This window comes from Actinoplanes sp. NPDC000266 (genome assembly GCF_042899005.1).
GTDB lineage: Bacteria > Actinomycetota > Actinomycetes > Mycobacteriales > Micromonosporaceae > Actinoplanes.
Genome location: NZ_JBIAZI010000020.1, coordinates 1 through 24828, shown reverse-complemented (window position 1 = coordinate 24828; position 24828 = coordinate 1). Strand labels below are relative to the sequence as shown.

Below are 24828 nucleotides of genomic sequence, written 5' to 3'. Positions count from 1 at the left end.
GGCCGCCAAATCGGAATCTGCGGGCCCGTTGGAATCTAGGGCATAGTCAGAATCCGAAGCGCCGCCGAGATCGGCGAGATCCACGGCACCGCCGGAATCGAGCGCGTCGGCGGAATCGAAGGCATCGCCGGAATCCGCAGTCTCGGCGAGATCGGCATCGCCGGAATCCGCAGTCTCGGTGAGATCGGCATCGCCGGAATCCGCGGTCTCGGTGAGATCCGCATCGCCGTCGGGGTTCGGGGCCGCATTCGCCTCTGGCTTGTCGTCCTCGGTGGGCTTTGTGCCCTCGTAGTCGTCGATGTCGAGTTCTGCGTCGGCTGCGTCGCCGCCGATCCAGCGGACTGTCAGCTCGTCAAGGGAGACCGGCTGTTCGAAGTCGATCAGGCCCTCTCGGTAGAGCTCCAGCAGAGCCAGGAACCGCGCCACCACCTCGAGCGTGTTGTCGCAGTCGGCCACCAGCAGGGAGAACGTGGCCGAGCCGGCTCGTCTCAACCTGTCCCGCAGCAGCGCCGCGTGCTCTCGCACGCTCACCCGCACCTGGTGGATGTGGGCGATCGACACCTGCGGCGGGCCCGGCTTCGGCACGAACTGTTTCAGCGCCAGCTTGAACAGCCTCTCGGGGCCGATGCCCAGCACCAGATCGGGCAGCGCCTCCGCGTAGCGCGGCTCCATCGACACCGCCCTCGGCCACCGCTTTCCCCCGGTGAACTCGAGCTCGGCTATGTGGGCCGCCGCCTCCTTGTACGCCTTGTATTGCAGCAACCTCGCGAACAGCAGGTCGCGCGCCTCGAGCAGCGCCAGGTCTTCCTCGTCCTCGACGTCGGCCGCCGGCAGGAGCCGGGCCGCCTTCAGGTCGAGCAGGGTGGCCGCCACCAGCAGGAACTCGCTCGTCTCGCCGAGGTCCCAGTCGTCGCCCATCGCGCGGATGTACGCGATGAAGTCGTCGGTGACCTGGTGGAGCGCGATCTCGGTGACGTCGAGCTTGTGTTTGCCGATCAGCTGGAGGAGCAGATCGAACGGCCCGGTGAAGTTCTCCAGGCGTACCAGAAATTTGCCCGACTCATCTTCGGGGGAGATGGCGGAGACTTCGGCGGGCTCGTCAGGCACCTGCTGACCGTAGACCACCGGTACGACAACTTGCTCAGTGCTCACCGCGCCCCTTCCCGTCCGTACCGTTTAAACGGGACAAATCCGGAATCGGTACGGACGGATCGGGAAGATCAACCCCAGAGGCGAACGAAGACCAGGCCCAGCGCGTCGAGGATCTGCAGCAGGAACGGCACGCCGAACGGGAAGATGCACAGGATCAGCAGGACCAGGACGCCGATGTTCTTGTCCTCGAACCACAGCCGCATCCACTGCATGCCGCGGCCGGGGGTGCGCAGCGCCGAGTGCAGCGCCCCGAAACCGTCCAGCGGCGGGATCGGGATGATGGCCAGGATCCCGAAGCAGAGCAGGCCGACCGCCAGCGACAGCAGCACCTGCTCGCCCACCGGCAGGTCGATGCCGAGCAGCACGTCGGCCGGGCCGATGAAGGCCAGGATGTTGTCGGGAAAGGCCAGCGCGTACGCCAGCATCAGCACCTGCGAGACCACGATGCACAGCAGCGGGCCGGCCAGGAACACCGCCACCGCGCGGCCCCGTCCGCGCCAGCGGGGCACCTCGTCCACCGTGAGCATCTTGCCCCAGCCCATGCCGCCGATGGCCGCCGCGACCGCGCCGAACGGGTCGACGTCCTCGCGCAGGCGCGGAACGATCGACTCGCGGCGGTCGGAGAGCTTCAGCATCCGCGACGCCGACCGGATGGCGACGGCGCGCAGCACGAGGCCGAGCAGGAAGGAGACGACCAGGGCGACGAACGCCACCGGCTCACCGAGCGCGTAGAGCACTTCTCAGCCGCGCTCCACCTTGGCGGCGATGACCTCGCGGGCGAGCTGGCGGTAGTTCCGCGCGCCGGAGGATGCCGGGTCGAGCGTGGTGATGGGCGCGCCGGCCACCGTGGACTCGGGGAATTTCACCGTCTTGGTGATGACCGTCTGGTAGACCTTGTCGCCGAACGCCTCCACGACGCGCTGCAGCACCTGGCGGCAGTGGGTGGTGCGGCTGTCGTACATGGTCGCGAGGATGCCCTCGAGCTCGAGGTCGAAGTTGAGCCGCTCGCGGACCTTGTCGATCGTGTCGAGCAGCAGGGCCACGCCGCGCAGCGAGAAGAACTCGCACTCGAGCGGGATGAGCACGCCGTGCGCGATGGTCAGCGCGTTGATCGCCAGCAGGCCCAGCGAGGGCTGGCAGTCGATCAGGATGAAGTCGTATTCCTTGCGGACCGAACGCAGGGCCCGGGCCAGGGCCATCTCGCGGGCCACCTCGTTGACCAGCTGGATCTCGGCCGCGGAGAGGTCGATGTTCGCCGGCAGCAGGTGCAGGCCGGCCACATCGGTCTTGATGATGACGTCCTCGGTGGCCACGTCGTCCTGCATGAGCAGGTTGTAGACGCTCAGGTCGAGGTTGTGCGGGTTGACGCCGAGGCCCACCGAGCAGGCGCCCTGGGGGTCGAAGTCGACGAGCAGGACCTTGCGACCGTACTCGGCCAGGGCCGCACCCAGGTTGATCGTGGTCGTCGTCTTGCCGACGCCACCCTTCTGGTTGGCCAGGGCGATGATCCGCGCGGGGCCGTGCCGGTCGGTCGGCATCGGCTCGGGGATCGGGCGGCGCATGGTGTACGCCGTCGGGTCGGCCGGGCCCAGGTCGGCGCCGAGATCGAGAGAGCTCTGCTGTTCCCGGAGTGTGGAGGTCCAGGCCTCCGCCCGGTTGCCGTTCCCCGTCATGACCTCGCCCCCTCCCGACTCGCCAGCCGGAGCCGATGCCCGACTCTACGCCACGCGCGCCGCACCACCGGGGTCAGCCATCGGCGTGTCGCTCCAAGAAAGCCGAGATGGATGCGCAGCGTCTAACGAGCACGAGGGTGAGCGGTCGCGTAGACCTCGCGGAGTCTGTCCACGGTGACCAAGGTGTACACCTGCGTAGTCGTGACCGAAGCGTGTCCCAGCAGCTCCTGAACGACCCGCACGTCGGCGCCGCCGTCGATGAGGTGGGTCGCGTACGAGTGACGCAGCGTGTGCGGCGAGACGGCGTACGGGCCCTCGACCGGCAGTTCGGCCGCGACCGCGGCCCGCCGCAGGATCATCCACGCGCCCTGCCGGGAGAGCCGCCCGCCCCGCGCGTTCAGGAAGACGGCCGGTGTCCCTTTACCGTTCGCACTGAGCGCGGGCCGGCCCCGTACCAGATAAGCGTCCAAAGAAGCCCGCGCATAACCGCCCACCGGAACCAACCGGGTCTTTCCGCCCTTGCCCCGCAGGAGGGCCGACGGATCTTCCAGAAGGGACAGGTCGTCGATGTCGGCGCCGACCGCCTCGGAGATCCGCGCCCCGGTGCCGTAGAGGAACTCCAGCAGAGCCCGGTCGCGCAGCCCGAGCGCGGTGTCGTCGCCGGGCACCGCCAGCAGCCGCGTCACCTGGTCGACCTCGAGGGCCTTGGGCAGGCGTTTCGGCGGCGCCGGCGGGCGCACCTCGGCCGCGACGTCGGCGCCCGCGTAGCCCTCGCGGGCGGCGAACCGGTGCAGACCCCGGACGGCGCTGATCGCCCGGGCCGCCGAGGAGGACGCCAGGCCCTGCTCCCGCAGCAACGCCAGGTGATCGGTGACCGCGGACGCCTTCACGTCGGACAGCTCGGTGACGCCGGCCGCCGCGAGCGCCGCGGCGTAACGGTCGAGGTCACGCCGGTACGACTCGAGGGTGTTGCGCGACAGCCCACGCTCGACGGTGAGATGGTCGAGGTAGGCGGTGATCACCCGTTGCAGGCTCAGCTCAGCACCGTGCTCAGGGGCAGGGTCTGCATGCCGTGTGCCTCCGCGACCGGTCCGTAGGTGACGTGCCCGTCATGGGTGTTCAGGCCCAGGGCGAGCGCGGCGTCGGCCTTGAGCGCCTGCCGCCAGCCGAGGTTCGCCAGTTCCAGAGCGTACGGCAGAGTGACGTTGGTCAGCGCGTAGGTGCTGGTGTGCGGCACCGAGCCCGGCATGTTGGCCACGCAGTAGAACAGCGAGTTGTGCACCTGGTAGACCGGGTCGGCGTGGGTGGTCGGCCGCGAGTCCTCGAAGCAGCCACCCTGGTCGATCGAGATGTCGACCAGCACGCTGCCCGGCTTCATCCGCGCGACCAGGTCGTTCGGCACGAGATTGGGCGCTTTCGCGCCGGGGATCAGCACGGCGCCGATGACCAGGTCGGCGTCGAGGACGGCCTTCTCGATCTCGTACGCGTTGGAGGCCACCGTCTGCAGATGGCCCCGGTAGTCGGCGTCGGCCGCGCGCAGCTTGGCGATGTTGCGGTCGAGGACGAGGATCTCGGCCTGCATGCCCAACGCGATAGCGGCGGCGTTCATGCCGGACACGCCGGCGCCGACGACCACGACCTTGGCCGCATAAACACCAGGCACACCACCCATGAGTACGCCTCGTCCACCACCGGAGCGCATCAGGTGATAGGCGCCGACCTGCGGGGCGAGCCGACCGGCGACCTCGGACATCGGCGCGAGAAGCGGCAGCGAGCGGTCGGGCAGCTCGACCGTCTCGTACGCGATGCCGGTGACCCGGCGGTCGACCAGCGCGTCGGTGCACTCCTTGGACGCCGCGAGGTGCAGATAGGTGAACAGCACCTGCCCCGGCCGCATGCGCGGATATTCCTCAGCGATGGGCTCCTTGACCTTGAGAATCAGCTCGGCCGACCCCCACACGTCGTCCGCCGACGGCACGATCGTGGCGCCGGCCGCCTGAAAATCACCGTCGGTGATCGACGATCCGGCCCCGGCCCCGGCCTGCACCAGGACTTCGTGCCCGGCCCGGCGGAACTCGTACACGCCGGCCGGGGTGATGGCCACCCGGAACTCGTTGTTCTTGACCTCACTGGGAATGCCGACCTTCACGGCACCGTCCTTCCACTCGACGCTGAGTTTGGGAGTTTTGCCCGGTTCATTGCGATCAACGTTCTCTTTGGACAGTACGGTAATTACCCGATCATGGCGGCCGAACACAGCCCACGGCCGTTCCTCGACACCAGCACCGGCCTGCCCACCAGCCCCAACCTCCACACTTCCAAGACGCGCGTCCACGCCAGGGCACTTCTCACCTCAACGCCGGCCCAACGGCGGGCGGGCGGTGCGGAGCGGCCGCGTGGCGGGCGGCGAGGAGCGGCGGCGAGGAGCGGCGGCGAGGGCGGAGCGGCGGTGAAGCGGGGCCGCCGTCAAGCGGTGACGTCTCGGCTGTTCACGGTCAGGCTGTGGGCGTCGGCGTCCGGCTGGTCCAGGCCGAAGCTCAGGATCCGGCGGGGATGGATCCGGATGAGTTCGCCGATCGCCTCGGCGGTGCCCCTGATCTCCACGCAGCGGACCCGCCACGGGTCGGTCGACGGCACGTCGTCCACGACAAACGCGACCTGCCCGTTCGCCGCCACGTTGCGGTACTTGCGGCTCTTCGACATTCCGTACCCCGGGATGTCGATCACGCCCGTCGCGGCGTCGACCCGAAATCCCACCGGGCTGTTCTGCAGCGTTCCGTCCGGTCGCTTCGTGGCGAGCCGCCCGAGCGGCTGGTCGTTCAGATAGGCGAGTTCGAGCTCCGTGAAAGGCATGAACGGAGGTTCCAACCTCAACCTCCGTTCAAGTCAAGCCGTACGGGGTAATCGCCGATCATGAGTGACATCAGCCCCGAGACCGAATACGCCGAGTACGTCCAGGACGACTCCGGCCCGCGCTCCGCCGACGCCTCCGAGGAGCGCGAACCCGCCGAGCAGGAGGCCCACGGCGGCAGCATGGCCCCGGGCCTCGTCGACGACGCCGGCAATCAGATCGAGGAGCCACCCCCGGCGCCCTGAGGCCCGGCCGTCAGGTCGGCGAACAGGTCGGGGCGGTCCGGGTCGTCGGCCGGGCGCCTCGGGGCGAGGACCGTGGCCGCCACGTCGGCGACCGGGACCGCCTCCAGGGTGCGCCCGGCCCACAGCATCAGCGACAGGTCGACGCCGGCCAGCGGCGCCGGGGCCCGGGATACGGTCCACACCGCCGCCGACGGCACCTGGGCCGCCGCCACCAGCGGGGCCGGGCCGGCCAGCAGGAAGTCGAGGTCGAAGTCGACCAGCAACCGCAGCATGGTGGCCCGGTTGGCCGGGTCGACGCCCTCGAACGCCTCGTCCAGCCACAGCGGGCGCGGCGCGTCAGCCGACCGTGAATAGAGCGCGACCAGCGTGGCCAGCAACGGCTGGAGCAGCGTGACGACCTTGCCGCCACCGGAGTCGACGCCGTGCACCTGCTTGGTCAGCGGCTTCCAGTCGCCGCCCTCGACCCGGTAGTAGCAGACGCAGTCGAACCAGGCCCGGTAGTCGAGCAGCCCGGTCAGGTGCTTCACCCACTCGTCGGTGCCGATGACCCCCGAGTCCTGCGCCTCCCGGAGCCGGTCGCCGAGGAACAGCCGGATCTGCTCCTGGGCCGAGTCCGATTCGATCCGGCCCTCCTCGAGCGCCCGCAGCAGGTTGAACCCGTGCTGCTGCCCTTCCGCGGGCCGGCGCCGGATCTGCAGCACCGTCTTGTTGGCCCCGGTCGGATGCCGCAGGAGCACCTCGTTGACCGTGGTCAACAGCGTCACCACCCGGGTCATCCGATCGGCGAGATGGTCGATGAACGTCGACGACAGCAATTCGGCGTACATCTGATGCAATTTCTCGTCGTGCGTGGCCGACAGCTCGGACACCGCCTGGTCGAGCCGCTCCACCGCCGCCGGCGGGTCGAGCGGCGTCCCCGCCGCGTCCACGACGAGCGTGATGGCCGGCAGCGGATGACCCTCGTCGGCCTCGCTGACGATCACCGACCGTCCACCGGAGGCTTCGAGCAGCGTCTGCAGCTCGGTCATGGCCCCGCGCAGGGCCCGTTGCAGAGCCGTGTCGACCCGCCGGTCGCGGTCCCCCGCGTTGTCCGGCCACGACGGCGGCCGTACCCCGTCGACGACGGCCCGCGCCTGGGCCAGCGCGTCCTCCAGCGTGCGCTCGGGGCGGTAGCCGATGCCGCGGGCCCGCGCGATTCCGGCGTCCACCGGCACCCACCACGCCCGCGCCGCGTCCTCCCGGCCGGTGATGGCGGCGGTCACCGCGTCCTGCCGTCGCTGGGCCTCGCCCTGCGCCGTGCTCGCCGCCGCCGCGAGCGACAGCCCGCGCTGGCGGCTGGCCGCGATCGACGTGTCGAGCTCGCGGATCTGCTCCTCCAGCTCGGCCGACCGGGCGAACTGCTCCCGGTCGTCCAGGCTCACCGACGCCTCGGCCTCACCGGCTTCCGCGTCCAGCTTGGCCGCCGCGGCCGAGGCGTCGTCCACCGCCCGGGTCGCCTCGTCGCGCGCCGCCTCGGCCGCCTCGACCCCGGTGACCGCGGCCGCCACGGCCCGTTCGGCCACGTCCTGGTCCTTCAGCGCCAGCCGCAGCGAGCCGGCCGCCAGCGCCGCCGAGTCGAGCGCCGTCCCCACCGCGTCCAACTGCTCGTCGGACGTCGGCAGCCCGTGCTCGTCGGCGTATCCGGTCACCGCGGTGGTGGCCGCGTCGGCCTCGCCCTTGGCCACCGCGGCTTTCTCGCCCGCCGCGGCGTGCGCCGTCTCCGCCCGGTCCCGCTCGCCGTTGGCCACGGACAGGCTGATCGCCGCCGCCACCACATCGGCGTCGCCGGGCGCTCCGGCCGCCGCCGCTCGCAGAGCCGTGCTCCGCGCCGCCAGCTCCCCGGCCCGCCGGGTCAGTTCCTCACCGGCGTCGCGGTCGGCCGCCGCCTGCTCGCGCAGCGCCGCGATCTGCCGCCGCCGGGCCGCCGCCCGGGCCGCCGTGCCCAGCAGCTCGGCGCCCTCGGCCGCCCGCCCGGCCCGCCCTTGCGCGATCGGCGTCCGCCACCGACCGTCGCCGGCTATCACGAACTCACCGCTCAGCGGCTCCCCGGCCGCGATATATCCGATATGTCCGAGAATCTGCGAGATCGTCCCGCCGAGCGCCCCAGCGTCCTCCGCCGGCTGCAAGACCGATGCCAGCGCCGCGGCGCCGCCACCCGCAAAAGCGACCCCCGCGCCGCCCACAGAAGCGGCGCCCCGCCCCGTCACGACGGTCTCCGCGCCATCGCGGTCGCCCGACCAGGCACCGTCCGCCGTCACCCACGAATCGAGCAGGCCGGCCGCCGCCAGCGCCGCCTCGACGTGGTCGAGCACCTCAGCCGGCACGCCCTCCACCGGGTCGACGAGACGCCACAGCGGCGCCCCCTCCGAGCCCGGGAACGGCGGCCGGGAACGGCGGCTCCACCGAGTTGGCCCCGCGGGCTGCGGATCCCCCGCCTCCCCGAGCTTCTCCGCCTCGCGGTCCGCCTGGTCGGCCCGCAGCGCCGCCGCCCGCGCCTCCGCGCGCACCGCCGCGATCTCCTCGGTGAGCGGGCCCACCGACGGCTCCAGCCACTCCCGCGCGAGGAGACCCGAGAGCACTTCCCTCGGGCGTACGGCATGGGTCTGGGAAACGACCTCCCGCACCCAGTCGTCGCGCAGCGCGACCGGCGGCACCGCCGCCGGAAGCGCGACCGCCCACCTCTCCAGATCGTCCGAGAGCTGCTGCACCGCGTCCGTCACCGCCGTGGCCGCGCCGGCCGCGACCGCCGCGCGTGCCCGCGACTCGTCGCCCAGCCGCGACGCCGTCGCCGACTCGGCCTGCCAGCGCCCCACCGCCACCGCCGCCGCCCGGGTCAGCTTCCGCAGCGCCGACACCTGGGCCCGGCGGGCGGCCACCGCCACGTCGATCCGGTCGACGTCGCCGTCCGTGGCCCACGCCGCCGCCTGCGCGCCCAGCCCGGCATCGCCCAGGGCCGCCCCCGCGTGCGCGACCGCCGCCGCCGATGCGGTGCGTGCCAGATCGAGCCGCCCGGTCGCTTCCGCATGCGCGGCGCCCGCCGCTTCGAGCGCCACCGCCGTGCTCGCCAGCTGCCGGCGGGCCGTCGTCTCGGCCACCGCGGCCGCCGCCGCGTCGCGGCGCATCCGCTCCGCGTTCTGCGCCCGCCCGGCCGCGTCGCGATAGGCCGCCGACCGCAGCAGCTGCGTCAGTGCGGCCCGCGCCCGCTGGACCCCGCCTTCGAGCTCGTCGCTGCGCCCGGTCTCCTCGGTCAGCTCCGCCCGAGCCGAGACCAATGCGAGCTCCGCCGCCTTGCCCTCCGCCGTCGCGGAGAAGAGCAAAGCATCCGACGCCAACAGGTCATCGGCCCGTGCTCGCAGCAACGCGTCGGCCCACGGGCGCCAGGCCCGGGCCAGGTAGACACCCACCGCGTCGCGCGCCGCCACCGCGTGGTCGCGGTCGCGGCCGAGCTGCTCCAGCTGCTGCCAGCCGTCGGCCAGCTTGTCCACCTCGGACTCGGCCACCGCGGGCAGGCTCATCCGGATCTGCTCGGTGAACCAGTCCGGGTTGAGTTTCTGGCCCAGGTGCGGCGTGCGGAGCACCTTCAGCATCTCGAGCACGGTGGCGAAGCGGTCGTCGTCGGAGAAGCCGAACAGGTCGGTGGCGACCCGCGCCGCGTACCTCTTGCCGCTCCTCATCACCTCGAGGCCGTCGACGCCGGCGAGTTCCTTGGGCTCGACCGCCGACGAGCCCACGGCGAGGGTGAGCCCGTCGCGGACCCGGGCCGTGCCGCGGCAGATGATCCAGACCGGGTCGAGCTGGCTGACGCCGCGCTTGGCCTGCGCGTAGAGCAGCGTCGTGAAGAACTCGGGCCCGTCGTCGCCCAGGCGGCCGTACTCGACCCAGGCCCAGCCCCGGTGGGTGGAGCCGGTGGCCTCGCGGCGGTCGCGGGCGTCGTCGGTGGGCTCGACGTAGTAGCGGAACGACTTGTCGGACTGGCCGAACGTGTCGATGTACTGCCGGTCGAGGCTGCCGGACAGCATGATCAGCGTGGTCAGGGCCATCAGCGTCGACTTGCCGGACTGGTTGGCCCCGACGAACTGGGCGCGGCCGTCGGCGAACCAGTACTCCGCCGCGTCGAACTCCCACAGTCCCACGCAGCCGGCCCGCAGCACCTGCCAGCGCGACCGCTCCGGCGACGGGAGGCCGCCGTGCGCGGCGGCGTCGCGCCACGCGGTGAGCTGCGCGTCGGTGGCTTCGGGGGTCAGCGTCATCGGGCGGGCTCCGTGTTGTCGGTGATCGTCACGTCGGGGTCGCGGTAGCGGCCGGCCGCGGCCAGCAGGGTCCACGACCCGTCCCAGGAGACGCGCAGCAGGCCGAGCTCGGTGAGCAGCCGTTCGGCGTCGCGGCGCACGGTGCCGGGCACCGTCTTCTGCGGCACGGTCATGTAGTCGCCGCGCCAGCTGACGAGGTCGTCGACGACGGCGTCGACCTCGTCGGTGCTCAGGTGGACGGTGCCGTCGGCGTGCTTGGCGCCGTCGCGGCCGGCCTGGTCGGCCATGAGCAGGGCGACCCAGTCGGTGGCGCGGGCGCGGGGCCAGTCGGCCACCGTGGGCGGCCTGAACTCGTCGTCGGCGAGCACCACGAGCAGGCCTTCCGTCCGGGCCTCGATCGTGCCCCCGGTCATCTGGGCCACGTCGGCCGCCCGCTGCCCGCGATGAGCGCGCAGCGCCTCCGCCTCGCCGGGCTCCATGTCGCCGTACGACACGAAGGGTGTCTCCAGAAGCGCCCGCAGCTGCCGGACCGTCTCGGAGGCCGTGACCACCCCGGGGTTGAGGGCCAGATCGACCACGTCGGGGCTGGTCATCAGCAGCAGCGCGTCCCGGTCGACCTCGAAGCCGGCGCCCGGTCCGGTACCCGACTCGGTCCACTCGTCGAGCAGCCGCTCGTCGCTGCTGCGCGGCCGCAGCACGCCCCACGAGGACAGGTAGGCCGCCGCGTCGCGCAGCAGCCGCCGCTGGGCCTGGTCGTCCGGGTCGTAGCGGGCGGCCGGCAGGTCACGGACCATGTCAGACAGCCGCTGCAGGGTGACCCGGCCGGCCACGTCCTCGCAGCAGGCGGCCAGGCAGCAGACCAGCGCGAGCATGCGCCGCTCGGGCGCGTCGGCCGGCCGCGGCGGCCGGGTGACGGCGCCCGCCATCGGCACCCGGATCAGCCGGACCGCCTGCCCCACCCGCTGCACCCGATATCCGAGCCGCCGGGCCGCGTCGGTCACGGCCTGCTGGTGACGCAGCACCAGACGGTGGAGCCCCGGGTCGGCGGCCGCGGTGACCAGCGGCTTGGCCAGCAGGCCGGTGAACGCCAGTTGCGCCTCGCGGGCCGAGGCGGTCGTCCTCATCGCTGCCCCGCCGGCGTGATGTGCAGCCGGATGTCGGGGTGCACGAGCCGCCCGTCCGGCGTGTGCACGACCGCGGCCGGCGCTCCCGGCGGCGGCGGATCGGCCCGCAGCAGCCACCGGGCGTCGCCGGACGTGGCCGAACGCACCCCTTCGCCGTCGGCCCGCGCCGAGGCGACCACGCCGAGCAGGATCATCAGCATCTGCAGCTCCGGAGCGGTCAGGTCGTTCCACTGCGAGAGCCGCAGGCCCGACCGGGCCAGCACCGACGCCTCCGTGCGGGCCGCCGCGTCGCGCAGATGCTCGGTGTGCACCCGCGCCGCCAGCCGGCTCGCCGACCGGTCGGTGATGCGCGCCGGGCCGCCCGCCGTCGCCTTCGGCCCCTGACGGCGCAGCCGGGCCGCGACCGGCACCGGCTCGGCCTCCCAGAACGACGGAAGACCCGCGGCCATCGGCGCCTCACCGGGCAGATGCCGCGCCGAGAACAACCCGGTCGACGCACACCACACGTCCCACGCGCTCTCGTCGTCGGCCGCCGCGTCGATCCGGCCGGCCAGCGCCAGCAGCTCGGCCCGGCGCGACACATGCCCGCCGACCGCGGCCAGCGTGCGCTGCCCGCGCAGCAGCGGCCCGATCGTGTCGCGCATCTGCCGCCGCAGCCGCCGCGCCTGGCAGTCGGGCCCGTCGAACCACGACTTCAGAACGCCCAGGGTCTCCCCATAGGACGCGGTGAGCTCGTCGATCGCCGCGTCGTCGGCGTTGGCCCCGAGGTGATGCACCGCGATCCGCCGCCAGGTCACGGCGTCGACCTCGGCCAACTCGGAGATCAGCGAGGTGATCCGCTCCGAATGCGTGTCGACGCCACCGCCCCACATGTCGACATAGCGCCGCAGCGTCTCCTGCACGGTGTTGACCTTGGCCTGGTCGGGCGTGCCGGCCAGCGCCCCCGCCAGCCGCGCCTGCCAGCTCGCGGCCGCCCGCGCCATCGCCTGATGCGTCGTCTGGATGACCGACCACGCCGACGCCGCCGCCGACGGATCGACCGAGGCCGTCTCGCGCAGCACGCCCAGGTTGGCGGTCAGCACGCTCGGCGCCAGCGTCGCCGCGGCCGCCGACGCCAGGTCCTGCCCGAGCGACATGACGGCCCGGTGCAGCTCGGCCGCCACCTCGGTCAGCTGGTAGCGGTCCCAGTTCAGCACGAAGTCGGCATCGCGGTCGGTCCGGTCCTGGAACACGATCACGACGCCCCACTTCTCCAGGGCCGCCATGCGCTGTTTCACCGTGTCGTCGAGGATCGCCGGATCGGCGCCCACCCGCACGAGCTGATCACGCAGCAGCCCCGGCAGATCGGCCGCCGCCACCCCCGTCAGCGTGTGCTGCTGCTCCTCGAGCAGAACCTGCACGATCAGTCTGTACTGCGCCGCGTGACGACTGGTCAGATAGCTCGCCTGGAGCAGACCACCGGGCAGCCCCGCCACCTGCCACGGATCGGCGAAATCCTCGTCGCTCACGGCGCGCCACCCCCCTCATCCCCACATCGGCGCTGATCAACACCCTTGTCGACCGGGCGCGGAGGCGAGCATAGGCAGGGGGTCCGACAGTTTCACGCACCCGGCCTTCGGAGCGCGAAAAGAATCACCCGTGTTTCAATCGGCGCCATGGAGATCCTGCTCTCGTCAGCCTTGGTCATCCTCGCCGTCGTCCTGGTCGGCACCCGCTCGCGGTCCAGCAGCCGCGAGGCCGCCATCGAACGCAAACTCGACCTGGTCATGCGTCACCTCGGCATCGAGGACCCGGCCGCCGACTCCCCCGAGGTGCTCGGCCCGCTCATGCGGGGCCAGAAGATCCAGGCCATCAAGGTCTATCGCGAGCAGACCGGCGCCTCCCTCGCCGAAGCCAAGGCCGCCGTCGAGGAGATCGCCAGAAACAAAGGCTTATAACCCATTTTGTACGCATCGACGGGAAGCCCCGCTTCGCCGGGCCCGGCTGGTTGCCGTCCCGGCCTCCCTGCCGCGGCTGCCGGGTTGTCCTGCGACGAAAGCTTCAGAGCGCAACGAAAGCTTCAGAGCGCCCAGTAGCAGTACAGATGCCAGCCGTCCGCCCGCCCGGCCAGTCCCGCCAGCCGGCGGAGGAAGTCGGTCACCCCCGCCGGGTCCGATCCGGCCAGCTCCTCGGTGGCGGCCAGCCGCGCCCCCGCGTCCTCCAGCGCGCCCGGCGTGGCGGCGGCGAGAGCATCACGCAGCGAGTCGGTCACCGCCACGATGATCTGCTCCGTGTCCCCGGCGCTGACCGCCTTGCCCTGCCGATCCCGCGCGACCACTTCGTCGTACGGCAAACCGGTCAGAAAAGCCTCGAGACGGCCGAGGTTGACCACCGGATCGACCCCTTTGGCCTCGACCGTGGGCAGCTCGGTCGCGAGCGGCCCACCATCACCCAGCGCCGTGACCGCGATGGTGTCGTCCGGCGCCAGGAAGTAGTCAGTGAACGGCATGCCCGGCATCGTAGGCGCTCGCCTCACCCGGTCAAGGAGCTGACGAGCTGGGCATTGTCCCGAAACAGAAGGGTCGCCAGACCAGCCCGCGCCGCACCCTCGAGATACTGCCGTTTGTCATCGACGAACAGACACTCCGAAGGCGCACGGCCGATGCGGGCGAGGGCGGCGCCGAAGTACGCGCGATGAGGCTTGCGGTGCCCGAGCTCGTGCGAGGAGCAGGGTGCGCGGGCGGGCGGGCTCGCTCATGCGGCTGAGGCTACTGCCGCGTCCACAGTGAAGGACTTGTCACCGGGATGGGTGGGTAAAGAGCTTCGTGACGCCGTACTAAATCGGCAGTAAGGTGCGAATCACGGGGTGGGTGCGGATTCGGAGGGATCGGGCATGGCCGGGCCGGTTTCGTCCATTGCGTACGTTCCGCTGCACGAGGTGCTGCCGCCGGGGTTCGGGCGGGCCGAGGGGCGGCTGCGTGAGCTCGCCGGCAAGCTGGAACGGCACCACTCGGCCGACCGCGTCTCCTGGCACTGGTACCCGGACCATCTCGACGCGTTCCTGGGCACCCTTGTGCGGATCACCATCACGCTCTACAACACCCGGGACGACTGGCTCGAACTGGCCCTTTCCGTCACGGGCGGCGAGGGCGGGCATCTCGCGGTGGAGGCGGCCGTCGAGGTGGCCTGCTGGTGCGACGACGACCACAACGCGCACCGGGTCCGCGATCTCAGCCGCGAGGTGGACGACGACTACGAGCTGGCCGATGCCTTCGCCGCCGGCGCGAAGATGCTGACGGCCGTGCTCACCGAAGGCCCCTTCGAGCCGCAGCCGTGGCGGGCGGCGGCGGGGCTTCCTATCCGGCCGGGATGATCGGCACGCCGGTCGCCTCCAACTGGTCCGACCTGACATCGGTGATGACGCCGGAGACCGACTGGAGCGGCACCACGGTGTACGGCGACACGGCCCCCACCTTCTCCGCACTCGCCAGCACGTAGGTGTCCGCCGCCCGCGACGCCAGGATCCGCTTCATCGCGGCCTCGTCGGCGTCACCGGTGGTCAGCCCGGCCGAATGATGCACCCCGGTGACTCCCAGGAAGAACAGGTCGGCGCTCACCAGCCGCGCCGCCTCCGAGGCCGCCGCGCCCGACGTGACCGCCGAGTGCTTGAAGAGCCGTCCCCCCAGCACGAAAACCTCGATCCCGGCGAAGTCCACCAACGCCGCCGCCACGGTCACGCTGTGGGTGATGACCGTCGCCTTCAACGAACGGGGCAACGCGCCGACCAGCGCGAGCGCAGTCGTCCCGCCGTCGAGCATCACCGTCGCGCCGGGCGCGATCAGCCCCGCGGCCGCGGCCCCGACCCGCGCCTTGCTGTCCGGGGAGACCGACGTCCGCGTCGCGTAGTCGGCGGCGGCCGGCGCCGGGGGCAGCGCGCCGCCGTACACCCGCTGGCAGAGCCCAGCCGCCGCCAGCTCCCGCAGGTCTCGCCGGATGTTGTCCTCGGCGATGCCGAGCTCGGCCGCCATGTCCTTGGCCACCACCTTGCCGTCGGCCCGGAGCCGGGCCAGCAGGAAGTCCTTACGCTCAGCGGGAAGCCTTGGTTGTGTCGGCACTGCGTGTTTCTCCTCATTGTTGTCGACTCTTACGCACTGTACGGTACGCCTCATGACCTTGGGAATCGACGAGCCCGACGCCCGTGGCCGCACCGGCCTCGACCGGATCGGCCGTGACCTGCACGGCAACCCGGACGTGGTGGTCCGTGAGGTGGAGCTGGTGGCCACCGCCTGGCACGTTCTGCGGCGCACGACCTTCGACTACCGCCACCGGGACGGCCGGTGGACCACGGAACAACGCGAGACGTACGACCGCGGCGACGGCGCCACGATCCTGCTCTACAACGCTTCGCGAAGGACCGTCCTGCTCAGCCGGCAGTTCCGCTACCCGGCCTACGTGAACGGCCATCCCGACGGCATGCTGATCGAGACCGCGGCCGGCCTGCTGGACGACGACGACCCGGCCAGCGCCATCCGCCGCGAGGCCGGCGAGGAGCTGGGCGTGACCGTCGGCGAGCTCGAACCGGTCTTCGCCGTCTACATGAGCCCCGGCTCGGTGACCGAGCGCCTGCATTTCTACGCCGCGCCCTACACCACGGCCGACCGCACCGGCCCGGGCGGCGGCCTGGCCGACGAGGGCGAGGACATCGAGGTCGTCGAGCTCGACTTCGACGACGCCCTCAAAATGATCACCGACGGCCGGATCGCCGACGCCAAGACCATCATGCTGCTGCAGTGGGCCGCCCTGAACCACGTTATGAATTGACTGATATGAATAGCAGGCATCGAAATCCTGCGATGCTCGCGGCATGCGAATCCCCCTGATCATCGCCGCGCTCGGCCTCACCCTCGGCGCCGCGGCCCCCGCACAGGCCGCCGTGGCCGCACCGGACATCCCGGTGGCGAACGTCAAGGCCCACCTGCAACAGCTCCAGAACATCGCCACCGCGAACGGCGGCAACCGCGCACACGGCCGGCCCGGCTATCTGGCCTCCGTGACGTACGTGAAGAACCTGCTCGACGCGGCCGGCTTCACCACCACGCAGCAGTCGTTCACCTACAACGGCGCCACCGGCTACAACCTGATCGCCGACTGGCCCGGCGGGGACACCTCGAACACGCTGATGATCGGCGCGCACCTCGACAGCGTCACCGCCGGCCCCGGCATCAACGACAACGGCTCGGGCTCGGCGGCCAACCTCGAGGTCGCCCTGGCCGTCGCCCGTTCCGGCTTCCAGCCCTCACGCCACCTGCGCTTCGGCTGGTGGGGCGCCGAGGAGCTCGGCCTGCGCGGCTCCACCGCGTACGTGAACTCGCTGTCCTCGGCCCAGAAGGCCGCGATCACCGGCTATCTCAACTTCGACATGGTCGGTTCCCCCAACCCCGGCTATTTCCTGTACGACGGCGACAACTCCGACGGCACGGGAGCGGGCCCGGGCCCGGCCGGCTCGGCCCAGATCGAGCAGACCCTCGCCGCCTACTTCACCTCGATCAACGTGCCCACCCGCGGCACCGACTTCGACGGCCGCAGCGACTACGGCCCGTTCATCGCGGCCGGCATCCCGGCCGGCGGCATCTTCACCGGCGCCGAGGGCCGCAAGACGGCCGCGCAGGTGCAGCTCTGGGGCGGCACGGCCACCGCGTTCGACCCTTGCTACCACGCCTCGTGCGACACGATCTCGAACATCAACGACACCGCCCTGGACCGCAACAGCGACGCCATCGCGTACACCGTCTGGACCCTCGCCGCCGGATCGACGCCGCCCACCGGCACCACGGTCTGGTCCGACGACTTCGAGACCGCCACCGCCTGGACCCGGGGCACCGCCGACACCGCCACCTCGGGCCTGTTCGAGCGAGGCGACCCGGCCACCACCACGTCTCAGCTGGGCACCGCCGCCGGCGGCACGTACGACCTGGTCACCGGGGCCACGGCGGGCAGCAGCGCCGGCGCCAACGACGTGGACGGCGGCGTCACGAGCCTCCGCTCCCCCGCGATCACCCTGCCCACCGGCACCCTGGCCCTGAACTTCTCCTGGTACCTCTCCCACCTGACCAACTCCAGCAGCGCCGACTACTTCCGCGTCCGCCTGGTCTCCGGCACCACCACGACCACGCTGTTCACCCAGGCCGGCGCCGCCACCGACCGCGCCCCGGCCTGGCAGACCGCGTCGGTCAGCCTCACCCCGTACGCCGGTCAGACGGTCAACCTCCTGGTCGAGGCGGCCGACGCCTCCACCGCGTCGCTCGTCGAGGCCGCCGTCGACAACATCAAAATCACCAAGGCATGATGATCATGTGGAGCTGACATATCCGGAGGTCGGCGCCACGCGCGACGAAGCTCTGCCCGGCGGCTACGGACACGTGTCCCGGGATGTACGGATCGGAAGCGGCCGCCTCGCGTTCGAGGCGGCCGCCGACGCCCTGTTCACCTGGCAGATGCACCGCCGGGCCGGCCTCACTGTCGTCGGCGATCCGGCCCGCGCCGCCGCCGGTGTCGACGTCACGCTGCGGCTGGCCTGGATCAGGATTCCGTGCCGGGTGGTCTACACGATCGAGGAGCCGGACCGGCGCGGGTTCGCGTACGGGACGCTGCCCGGTCACCCGGAACGAGGGGAAGAGGCCTTCGTCCTCGACCTAACCGAGGCCGGGGACGTGCGGTTCCGGATCCGCGCCTTCAGCCGGCCCGCGTCGCTGCTGGCCCGGGCCGGCGGCCCGCTGACCCGCCTGGTCCAGGAGTTCGCGACCGGCCGTTACGTCGCCGCGATCAGTCGTTAGTGCCGGGGGTCGAGAACACGGCATCTTGTTTCACGGTCGCGCGCGGGCACACGCGCTCCCACTCGGCGGCCAGGCGATCCACCACGGCGCTGTCGATGCCGACCATCGGGCTGCCCCGGTACAGGCGGCCCGAGACTCGCAAGTGCAGCATCAATTTCGTGACGTAACGGCGCTTGATGTGTGTGTCCAGATCGTCGTCGTCCGGGCTGGCCCCCATGTAGTGCGACGTCAGCTCGACCCGCCGGACGTCGTCCGGGCTGATCCGGCGTTTGCGGCCGGTGACCGTGCGCAGCAGCAGGCCGTCACTGGTCTCCCGGATCTCGGCGAGCCGGGTCAGGTCCCACAGCGACCACCAGACGATGAGCACCAGGACCGCCGCCCCGCTGCCGGCCACGACGTAGCCGAGAACCCGCTCGTCTATCCGCACGAACAGGATGCCGAGGGCGACGGCCGCGACCATGCCCAGCGCCCATGCGAGGCGGCGGAGGCTGTCCCGGCGTTTGTTCTGCACTGTCCACAGGGCACCCTCAGCCATCGCCATGCGTTCATGCTCGCTGATCGAGGGGCGTAACGGAAGGTTCCTGAGGGCCGAGGCGGCCCAGGATCGAGGCGGTCACCGCGGCCAGCGCCAGCAGGACGAGGACGGGGATCATGGCGTTCCGCAGGCCGTAGTGGTCGCCGAGGAAGCCCAGCCCCGGCGGCCCGACCAGAAAGGCCACATAGCCGACCGTGGCCACCAGCGACACCCGGGCGGCGGCGTTGTCACCCGAGTCACCGGCCGCCGAGAGCGCGACCGGAAAGCCCAGAGCCGCCCCCAGTCCCCAGAGCACCACGGCCGCGCCCGCGACGACCTGGTTGTCGACGGCCACGACGAGCAGGATCCCGGCCCCGCCGATGACCGCGCTGGCGGCCAGCACCGGAAAGCGCCCGAACCGGTCGAGGAAGCGGTTGCCGGTGAAGCGCCCGATCGTCATGGCCGCCGAGAAGACCACGTAGACGGCCGAGCCGAGCGCGGCGTCGAAGCCGTGCCCGTCGACCATGAGCAGCGGCAGCCAGTCGTTGGCGGACCCTTCGGCCAGGGCCATGGCGAGAACGACCACCCCGATGAGCAGCAGCGAGGGATCGCGCCAGACCGGACGGCCACCCACGCTGCTCTGCTCGGCGGACGAAGCAAGACCAAGACCGCGAGGCAGATGCCGTACGGCTGCCAAAGCGACCGGAACACTGATCAGCCCGATGACGACGAGATGCCACGACGCCGGAAAGGCGACGGCGGTGAGCACCATGCCGATGAGGGCGCCGACAACAGTGCCGAAGCTGAAGAAGCCGTGCATGGTCGGCAGCACGGGCCGCCGGATGACCCGCTCGACGTCGGCCCCTTCGATGTTCATGGCGACTTCACCACCACCCATGCCCAGCCCGAAAAGGGCCAGACCACCCGCGACAACCACACTTTGCGAGGCCGCGGCGCCGACCCCGACGATCGGCGTGCTGAGCGCGGTGGCCACGATCCCGACCGTGACGATCGGCCGCGTGCCGAAGCGCCGAACGAGCGCCCCGGAGCTGAGAATCCCGACCATCGACCCGGCCGACAGCCCGAAGAGCACAAGTCCCATCTCAGCCGTGGACGCCCCGAGCAGATCCCGGATGTCCGGCGTCCGCGTCACCCACGACGAGATACCCAGCCCAGGCAGAAAGAACAGGGCAAACAACGCAAAGCGCCGGCGAGCGGTGACACGATCCATACGTACGAACGTACACAGCGCTCTCCGGAAAAGATCACCACCGGTCAGCCTGTTCTCAGCCCTCAGAACGTCAACCCGCACCCGCACACCAACGCTTAAATCATCCTAGGAACCTGGGTCGCCGCCCCCGCGCCGCCCCCCGCGCCGCCCCCGGACCTGAGCCAGGCTCAACGCCGCAACGTTCGCCGGTCATCCGTCCAAGGACGAGCCTCGTGAACGGCCGCCCCCTGGTCACGCCGGCAACAGCGCTACCCGTCCTGAGCGGCGTGACCCCGCTTCCCTGGACAGGTCACGAGGGCGGGGTGATGATCGGATCATGGCTGAGGACTACGGCAAGGAGCGGGCCGCCCGGTTCGGGAAGCTGCCGGAGCGGGTGCGGCCCGATGATGCCGTCGAATCGGTGGACACCAAGGTTCGGCGGGGACGTCCGGAATCAGCGATGAGCGAGGAACAGGACCGCGCCCTGCTGGGCGGCGGCTGAGTCCCGTCAAGCGGACGAACCCGACGATATCGACCGGCCGGCAGGGCCTGGGAGATGTCTGACACGGCGGAAAGCGTGACGATCTCATATATCGTCCGGCACGGTAAGGGGCGAAAGCCTGTCACAACCGTACGCTGTCGTCACGGTGTTCTACCTCGATGGGGAGGCGGCCATGGGCATGCTCGAGCGGATTCGCGACGGACTGATCGGGTCCGGTCAAGTGCTCGAAGGGCCCTTCGGGCCGCGCCGCATCACCTATGCCGACTACACGGCTTCCGGGCAGGCTCTGGACTTCGTCGAGGACTTCATCCGCGAGCAGGTGCTGGCCCGCTACGCCAACACGCACACCGAGGCGTCGGCGACCGGAGCGCAGACCGGGGCGCTGCGTGAAGAGGCCCGCCGGATGATCCACCGCAGCGTCGGTGGTGGGCCCGACCACGTGGTGATCTTCTGCGGGTCGGGAGCCACGGCCGCCGTCGCCAAGCTGGCCGGTGTCTTCGGCATCCGCGTTCCCGAGCGCCTCGACGACGCGTACGGCCTCAGCGAACGCATCCCCCAGCGCGACCGCCCGGTGATTTTCGTCGGTCCGTACGAGCACCACTCGAACGAGCTGCCGTGGCGAGAGTCGATCGCCGACGTGGTGGAGATCGAGTCCGACCACACGGGCCATGTCGATCTCGACGCGCTCCGGGAGGCCCTGGTGACGTACGCGGGAAGGCCTTTGCGTATTGGCAGTTTCTCCGCCGCCTCGAACGTGACCGGCATCCTGACCGACACCGCCGCCGTCTCGCGGATTCTGAAGGAGCACGGGGCGCTGTCGGTGTGGGACTACGCGGCGGCCGGGCCGTACGTGCCGATCTCGATGCACGACAAGGACGCCGTCTTCCTCTCGCCGCACAAGTTCGCCGGCGGGCCGCAGACGCCCGGCGTGCTGGTGGTCGACAAGCACCTGCTCACCAACCGGGTGCCTGTGGTGCCCGGCGGCGGCACCGTCGCGTACGTCGACCCCGGCGGCCACCGCTATCTCACCGACCCGGTCGCCCGCGAGGAGGGCGGCACCCCGGCCATCGTCGAGTCGATCCGGGCCGGGCTGGTCTTCGCGGTCAAGGACGCCGTCGGCGCCGAGGTGATCGAGGAGCGCGAGCGGCAGCTGTGGCGGCGGGCCCGCGAGCGCTGGGCGGCCGAGGAGAACATCTCGATCCTGGGCGACCTCGACGCCGACCGCCTGTCGATCGTGTCCTTCCAGGTGCGGGCGGGCGATCAGTACCTGCACCACAACTACGTGGCGGCGCTGCTCAACGACGTCTTCGGCATCCAGGCCCGCAGCGGCTGCTCCTGTGCCGGCCCGTACGGCCACCGGCTTCTCGGCATCGACGAGGCACACTCGCGGGAGTTCCGCGGGGAGATCGTGGACGGCTGGGAGGGCATCAAGCCGGGCTGGACCCGCCTCAACCTCAACTACTTCATCTCCGACACGGTCGCCGACTATCTGATCGAGGCGGTCACGCTGATCGCCCGGCACGGCGCAACCCTGCTGCCCGACTACCGCTTCGACCCGCGGACCGGTCGCTGGACCCACGTCCGGCACGCCGAGCCGCCGGTGCGCCTGGCCGATCTGCTGGCCGGCACTCCCCTGCCGCAGCCGGTCACGGTGGGCGAGGACGCCCTGGCGGGCTACCTCGCCGAGGCCCGCGAGATCCTGACGGGCCGTCCGTCCCCGCTTGATGGTGTACGTCTGGAGCTGCCCCCGGCCTTCGAGAAGCTGCGCTGGTTCCTACTCCCCGACGAGTGCCTGCGCTAGTAGGGCGACCCCGCTGACCAGGGCCGCCCGCGGCGCGTCGCGCCAGTCGGCGGCGTGCGGTTCCAGGCTGGTCGAGAGCGGGTAACGCTCGCGCATGTCCGGGATCTGCCGCGCCGTCTCCCGGGCCTGCGCGAGCCAGGCCGCGGCATCGACGCGCCGATAGGCGGCGGCTGTGCCGGCGGTGGCGCGCACCGTGGCGTACAGCATGGTGACGGTCGTGGCCCTTCGCCCCCGATCGACCTGCCACGTGTCGAGGATCTGGAGGAGCCGCTCCATCCAGTCCTGCTCGTGGGGGCCCTGGCTCGCCTGCGACCAGGGCAGCTCGGTCAGCCACGGGTGGCTCGCGTAGACGTCGAAAAGCCGTGTGGCCCACTCGCGCAGCGCGTCGTTCAGGCTGCTCGTGGGCTCCGCCCACATCGGCATCGCCACGGCCTGGTCCTGCATGAGGGCGACGAGGTGCTCTTTGGTTCCCACGTACGCATAAAGCGCCATCGCCGTGCGATCGAGCCGGCCGGCGATCGCGCGGGTGGAGACGGCGCCCAGCCCGTCGGCGTCGGCGATCGCGATGCCGGCGCGCAGGATCTCGTCGAGGTCGAGCTGCCGCTGCGGGCCGCGCCGGGGTGTGGGCAGGGCCGTGCCGCGATGACGCCAGAGACGCTGCACGTGAGCGCTGATTTCCTCCATAGTCTTTACAGCGTATATTGTTTTGCATGGACATCAAAGTAACCGTTCTGGGCGACGGGCCGACAGTCCTGTTGCCGATGAGCGTCGAGGTCACCGAGGAGCCCCGGGCTTCACAGATGCGCGCGTGGGGCGCCGAGCCCGACACCGGCCACCGGCTGGCGGCCGGCCTGGTCGACGCCGGCTTCCGGGTGGTGGCGGCCGACTACGAGACCTACCGGGCGCGGCATCCGGCCCCGCTGACCGCCGAGAAGGTCGCCTCCGACCTGCTCGAAGTGGTGGGTGAGGGGCGTTTCGCCTACTACGGCTATTCGTGGCTGGCCCTGGCCGGGCTCCAGCTGGCGATCCGGACCGATCGGCTGACCGCGCTCGTCATGGGTGGCTATCCGCCGCTCGGCGGCCCCTATGCCGAGATGTTGTCGGTGACGCGGGCGGCGCACCGGATGGCGCTTTCCGGGCCGGCGTCCCAGGGCGAGGTGACGCCGGGCGACTGGGATTCGGTCCAGGTGACGGTGTCGCCCGATCAAACGGCACAATACGTTTCCCTGTACGAATCACTGGTCGCCTTCGACGAAAGGGCGGCACTCCGCGATCTGGCCATTCCGAGAACGGCATTCGCGGGCGCCGAAGACAACATTCAATACGGCCCGCAATGGGGTGACATCCGCGTTCCGATCGCCGAGCGGCTGGCCGGGAACAGGGCCGAGCTCGAATCCCTGGGATGGACCGTGACGCTGATCCCCAATGTTGATCACATGGCCGGGATGCGTCCGGAACTCGTACTGCCGATTCTTCTGGATAATTTTTCTGCCCTTGCTGACCTGCGGAAATAGCTCCTTATCGGGGTGTTGCGACCGAACCGCGTTGAACCGTCGGGGCGTCGGTGCCCGTACTGGCCCGCAACCAGGTGACATCGACGTCCAACGACGAGGAGTGATCATGAGGTCGCGCGCTTACCGGCGTTTTCGGAACCAGGGAGACCAGGGTGGTCGTCGCAGGACGATAGGCGCGGTGGTGGTCACGGGAGTCGTCGTGGCGCTCGGCGCGGCGGGCGTACAGCTCGCGAACGCCAGCACCGGCTCCGAGACCAAAGCGGTCGACGTGGTCACGGTCGACGGCCAGCAGTTCGACGTCTCGCAGTGCGAGCAGGTCCAGGTGAACGCGGGCGCGGTGGTCTGCGACGGCGAGGAACTGGCCCCGATCGAGGAGCAGCCCCCGGCCGAGCAGGCAGCCGACGCGGCGGCGGCCCTGGAGGCGGCGTGCGACGCCTTCGCGGCCGACGCGGACGCGGCCGGCGGCGGCGCCGAGGAGGCCGCGCCGGGCTCGGCGGCGGCCAAGGCCCAGAACAAGGCGGCCGCCAAGAAGTGGGCCAAGACCTTGAAGAAGGCCGCCGCCACCAAGCAGAAGCAGGCCGCCGGCGAAGGCGCGGCTGAGGAAGGCGCAGCCGGCGCGGGCGAGCAGGCCGGCGCGGGCGAGGAAGCGGGCGCCGGCGAAGAGGCCGGTGCGGGCGAGGAAGCCGGTGCGGGCGAGGAAGCGGGCGCGGGTGAGGACGCCGGTGCCGGCGCTGCCAACGACGCCGCGGCCGCCGCTGTCGCCTCCGCCCAGCAGAGTCTGCTCCAGGCGTGCCTGGCCCTGGCCGACGCCAAGGCCGTCGTAGCGGGCGCGGGCGGCGACGCCGGCGCGGGCGATGACGCGGGCGCCGGCGAGGAGGCCGGTGCGGGCGAGGAGGCCGGTGCGGGCGAGGAGGCCGGTGCGGGCGAGGAAGCCGGTGCCGGCGAGGAAGCGGGCGCGGGCGAGCAGGCCGGCGCGGGTGAGGAAGCCGGCGCCGAGGGCGCCGCTCCCGCCGCCAAGAAGTAGAACCAACCCGGTGGTGGGGGGGGGGGGGGGGGGGGGGGGGGGGCGGGGCGCGGGCGCGGGGGGGGGGGGCCCCCCCCCCCGCGGGGGGGCGGGGGGGGGGGCCCGCCCCGGCCCCCG

General features: G+C 71.5%; 23 protein-coding genes and 2 pseudogenes. 10 read left to right on the top strand and 15 right to left on the bottom strand.

All coding sequences use genetic code 11. The features are described from left to right. Nucleotides 1–126: 126 nt before the first annotated feature. From ACFY36_RS48730 to ACFY36_RS48705, 6 genes and pseudogenes are all read right to left on the bottom strand, one after another. Nucleotides 127–1107 (bottom strand): annotated as a pseudogene (locus ACFY36_RS48730) (segregation and condensation protein A); the annotation flags it as partial. A 113-nt stretch (nt 1108–1220) separates the two neighbouring features. Continuing rightward, nucleotides 1221–1889, bottom strand: a complete 669-nt coding sequence (locus tag ACFY36_RS48725) for a zinc metalloprotease (protein WP_499752751.1) — start codon at nt 1887–1889, stop codon at nt 1221–1223. Between the two features lie 3 nt (nt 1890–1892). Further along, nucleotides 1893–2825, bottom strand: a complete 933-nt coding sequence (locus ACFY36_RS48720) for a ParA family protein (protein WP_499752750.1) — start codon at nt 2823–2825, stop codon at nt 1893–1895. A 122-nt stretch (nt 2826–2947) separates the two neighbouring features. Further along, a complete protein-coding gene (locus ACFY36_RS48715; RefSeq protein ID WP_499752842.1) occupies nt 2948–3856 on the bottom strand; it encodes a site-specific tyrosine recombinase XerD in 909 nt (302 codons plus the stop codon). A 2-nt stretch (nt 3857–3858) separates the two neighbouring features. Then, nucleotides 3859–4974 (bottom strand): alanine dehydrogenase, encoded by a 1116-nt coding sequence (gene ald / locus ACFY36_RS48710; RefSeq protein ID WP_499752749.1) that lies wholly within the window; start codon nt 4972–4974, stop codon nt 3859–3861. Between the two features lie 317 nt (nt 4975–5291). Beyond that, the gene (locus ACFY36_RS48705) at nt 5292–5678 is read right to left on the bottom strand and encodes a PPOX class F420-dependent oxidoreductase (RefSeq protein ID WP_499752748.1); all 387 of its coding nucleotides are present in this window, start codon (nt 5676–5678) and stop codon (nt 5292–5294) included. A gap of 60 nt (nt 5679–5738) precedes the next feature. On the opposite strand from ACFY36_RS48705, the gene ACFY36_RS48700 reads away from it, so the two are divergent. Further along, the gene (locus ACFY36_RS48700) at nt 5739–5921 is read left to right on the top strand and encodes a hypothetical protein (RefSeq protein ID WP_499752747.1); all 183 of its coding nucleotides are present in this window, start codon (nt 5739–5741) and stop codon (nt 5919–5921) included. Here the strand turns inward: ACFY36_RS48700 and ACFY36_RS48695 are convergent. The 3 genes from ACFY36_RS48695 to ACFY36_RS48685 are packed head-to-tail and all read right to left on the bottom strand — an operon-like array spanning nt 5891 to nt 12842. Then, nucleotides 5891–10210, bottom strand: coding sequence for an SbcC/MukB-like Walker B domain-containing protein (locus ACFY36_RS48695; protein WP_499752746.1), 4320 nt, complete (start codon nt 10208–10210; stop codon nt 5891–5893). The two genes, ACFY36_RS48700 and ACFY36_RS48695, sit on opposite strands and share 31 nt — an antisense overlap. Continuing rightward, complete coding sequence (locus ACFY36_RS48690) at nt 10207–11334, bottom strand: TIGR02678 family protein (RefSeq protein ID WP_499752745.1); 1128 nt, start codon at nt 11332–11334, stop codon at nt 10207–10209. The genes ACFY36_RS48695 and ACFY36_RS48690 overlap by 4 nt, the downstream gene beginning before the upstream one ends. Next, nucleotides 11331–12842, bottom strand: coding sequence for a DUF2397 domain-containing protein (locus ACFY36_RS48685; protein ID WP_499752744.1), 1512 nt, complete (start codon nt 12840–12842; stop codon nt 11331–11333). Before ACFY36_RS48685 ends, ACFY36_RS48690 begins: the two co-directional genes overlap by 4 nt. A gap of 147 nt (nt 12843–12989) precedes the next feature. On the opposite strand from ACFY36_RS48685, the gene ACFY36_RS48680 reads away from it, so the two are divergent. Continuing rightward, on the top strand, nt 12990–13271 hold the full coding sequence (locus tag ACFY36_RS48680; RefSeq protein WP_499752743.1) for a hypothetical protein: 282 nt from the start codon (nt 12990–12992) through the stop codon (nt 13269–13271). A gap of 122 nt (nt 13272–13393) precedes the next feature. Here ACFY36_RS48680 and ACFY36_RS48675 read toward each other — a convergent pair whose 3' ends face one another. Together ACFY36_RS48675 and ACFY36_RS48670 are read right to left on the bottom strand one after the other, a co-directional pair. Continuing rightward, entirely contained in the window at nt 13394–13822 is a 429-nt protein-coding gene (locus tag ACFY36_RS48675; RefSeq protein WP_499752742.1) for a hypothetical protein, read from the bottom strand. Between the two features lie 23 nt (nt 13823–13845). Beyond that, nucleotides 13846–14019: pseudogene (locus ACFY36_RS48670) on the bottom strand (HAD-IA family hydrolase); the annotation flags it as partial. Nucleotides 14020–14206: 187 nt separating this feature from the next. Here ACFY36_RS48670 and ACFY36_RS48665 point away from each other — a divergent pair. Continuing rightward, entirely contained in the window at nt 14207–14686 is a 480-nt protein-coding gene (locus ACFY36_RS48665; protein WP_499752741.1) for a hypothetical protein, read from the top strand. Here the strand turns inward: ACFY36_RS48665 and ACFY36_RS48660 are convergent. Further along, entirely contained in the window at nt 14670–15428 is a 759-nt protein-coding gene (locus ACFY36_RS48660) for a DeoR/GlpR family DNA-binding transcription regulator (RefSeq protein ID WP_499752740.1), read from the bottom strand. The genes ACFY36_RS48665 and ACFY36_RS48660 overlap by 17 nt on opposite strands. 52 nt (nt 15429–15480) lie before the next feature. On the opposite strand from ACFY36_RS48660, the gene ACFY36_RS48655 reads away from it, so the two are divergent. From ACFY36_RS48655 to ACFY36_RS48645, 3 genes are read left to right on the top strand one after another with little or no spacing between them, the layout of a single operon-like run. Further along, on the top strand, nt 15481–16134 hold the full coding sequence (locus ACFY36_RS48655) for an NUDIX domain-containing protein (protein ID WP_499752739.1): 654 nt from the start codon (nt 15481–15483) through the stop codon (nt 16132–16134). A gap of 43 nt (nt 16135–16177) precedes the next feature. Next, nucleotides 16178–17659 carry a M28 family peptidase gene (locus tag ACFY36_RS48650; RefSeq protein ID WP_499752738.1) on the top strand — a complete coding sequence of 494 codons (1482 nt, stop codon included), beginning with the start codon at nt 16178–16180 and terminating at the stop codon, nt 17657–17659. Nucleotides 17660–17666: 7 nt separating this feature from the next. Next, complete coding sequence (locus tag ACFY36_RS48645) at nt 17667–18146, top strand: DUF1990 domain-containing protein (RefSeq protein WP_499752737.1); 480 nt, start codon at nt 17667–17669, stop codon at nt 18144–18146. Here the strand turns inward: ACFY36_RS48645 and ACFY36_RS48640 are convergent. Beyond that, entirely contained in the window at nt 18136–18687 is a 552-nt protein-coding gene (locus tag ACFY36_RS48640) for a hypothetical protein (RefSeq protein WP_499752736.1), read from the bottom strand. The two genes, ACFY36_RS48645 and ACFY36_RS48640, sit on opposite strands and share 11 nt — an antisense overlap. 4 nt (nt 18688–18691) lie before the next feature. After that, nucleotides 18692–19891: an MFS transporter gene (locus ACFY36_RS48635; RefSeq protein WP_499752735.1), complete on the bottom strand. Its 1200-nt coding sequence runs from the start codon at nt 19889–19891 to the stop codon at nt 18692–18694. Nucleotides 19892–20207: 316 nt separating this feature from the next. On the opposite strand from ACFY36_RS48635, the gene ACFY36_RS48630 reads away from it, so the two are divergent. Both ACFY36_RS48630 and ACFY36_RS48625 read left to right on the top strand, forming a co-directional pair. Further along, a complete protein-coding gene (locus ACFY36_RS48630) occupies nt 20208–20372 on the top strand; it encodes a hypothetical protein (RefSeq protein ID WP_499752734.1) in 165 nt (54 codons plus the stop codon). Nucleotides 20373–20517: 145 nt separating this feature from the next. Beyond that, on the top strand, nt 20518–22173 hold the full coding sequence (locus ACFY36_RS48625) for an aminotransferase class V-fold PLP-dependent enzyme (protein ID WP_499752733.1): 1656 nt from the start codon (nt 20518–20520) through the stop codon (nt 22171–22173). On the opposite strand, the gene ACFY36_RS48620 is transcribed toward ACFY36_RS48625, so the two are convergent. Next, nucleotides 22147–22836 carry a TetR/AcrR family transcriptional regulator gene (locus ACFY36_RS48620; RefSeq protein ID WP_499752732.1) on the bottom strand — a complete coding sequence of 230 codons (690 nt, stop codon included), beginning with the start codon at nt 22834–22836 and terminating at the stop codon, nt 22147–22149. The genes ACFY36_RS48625 and ACFY36_RS48620 overlap by 27 nt on opposite strands. A 98-nt stretch (nt 22837–22934) precedes the next feature. Here ACFY36_RS48620 and ACFY36_RS48615 point away from each other — a divergent pair, with 98 nt between their 5' ends. Both ACFY36_RS48615 and ACFY36_RS48610 read left to right on the top strand, forming a co-directional pair. Beyond that, nucleotides 22935–23687: an alpha/beta fold hydrolase gene (locus ACFY36_RS48615; RefSeq protein WP_499752731.1), complete on the top strand. Its 753-nt coding sequence runs from the start codon at nt 22935–22937 to the stop codon at nt 23685–23687. 178 nt (nt 23688–23865) lie between these two features. Further along, nucleotides 23866–24711, top strand: a complete 846-nt coding sequence (locus tag ACFY36_RS48610; RefSeq protein WP_499752730.1) for a hypothetical protein — start codon at nt 23866–23868, stop codon at nt 24709–24711. Nucleotides 24712–24828 lie beyond the last annotated feature (117 nt).